General features: G+C 65.9%; 1 protein-coding gene and 1 pseudogene. Both read right to left on the bottom strand.

Annotated features, from left to right (window positions below):
• A partial coding sequence (locus tag AB0O11_RS39445; RefSeq protein ID WP_363397473.1) for a condensation domain-containing protein occupies positions 1 to 594 on the bottom strand: 594 nt, incomplete at its 3' end.
• Positions 594 to 1030, bottom strand: a pseudogene (locus AB0O11_RS39440) (peptide synthetase); the annotation flags it as partial. The pseudogene AB0O11_RS39440 and the gene AB0O11_RS39445, both read right to left, overlap by 1 nt.

Here is a 1030-nt window from a genome sequence, read left to right as displayed (position 1 = left end):
CCAGGTGGTGAGGCTGGTGGTGGGGTCTTGTTGGTGGAGCCAGGTGAGGTATTCGCGGTAGGGGGTGGTGGGGGGGAGGGTGTGGGTGTTGCTGTTGGTGGTGTAGAGGGTGAGGAGTTCGCGGACCATGAGGGGCATGGACCAGCCGTCGAGGAGGATGTGGTGGTTGGTGATGAGGAGGTGGTGGGTGGTGGGGGTGGTGTGGATGAGGGTGTAGCGGATGAGTGGGGGGTTGGTGGGGTTGAAGCGGTGGTGGCGTTCCTGGTTGGTGATGTGGGTGAGTTGGGTGGTTTGTTGGGTGGGGGTGAGGTGGGTGAGGTCTATTTCGTTGAAGGGGAGGTGGGTGGTGGTGGGGATGATTTGGATGGGGGGGTTGTTGGGGCGGGTGTGGAAGGCGGCTTTGAGGTTGGGGTGGCGGCTGAGGAGGGTGCTGGCGGCGGTGCGCAGGCGGTCGGTGTCGAGGTGGCCTTCGAGGTGGAGGGTGAGTTGGGTGGTGTAGACGTCGGGGCCGTCGGTGTCGTAGAGGGCGTGGAAGAGCAGGCCCTCCTGCAACGGCGACAACGGCAGGATGTCAGCGATACCGGGCTTCTTCATCACAGGCTCCACTCGGACTCAAGCTCATCGATTTCGTCCTGGCTCAGGGAGACCAGGGAGAGGTCTGACGGGGTGTAGCCGCCGGCCCCGGGCGTCCGGGTGTGCCGGACCAGGCCCTCCAGGGCCTCGAACCACAACTCCGCGAGCTCCCGCACCTCCTGTTCCTGGAGCAGGGCGCCGGGGTACGACCAGGTGGCGGTCAACTGGGCCTCCCCATCGGGAAGATCGTGCGTCACGGCGTTCAGCGAAATGCTGTGGGGCATCGGCATCCCCTCGTTCGCCGTGGCGTCCAGGACCTCGGACTCCGGTGCCCGTTCCCAGTCACCGCTCTGTGCCGTGCTGAACCGGCCGAGGTAGTTGAAGCCGAGCTGGGGGGTGGGTTGGTCGGCGAGGGTGGGGGCGGTGGTGGGGTTGAGGTAGCGGAGGAGTCCGTAGC

The organism is Kitasatospora sp. NPDC093102 (assembly GCF_040683915.1).
Lineage (GTDB): Bacteria > Actinomycetota > Actinomycetes > Streptomycetales > Streptomycetaceae > Kitasatospora.
The sequence above is the reverse complement of the archived record's forward strand: the minus strand, read 5'-3'. Positions and strand labels throughout refer to the sequence as shown.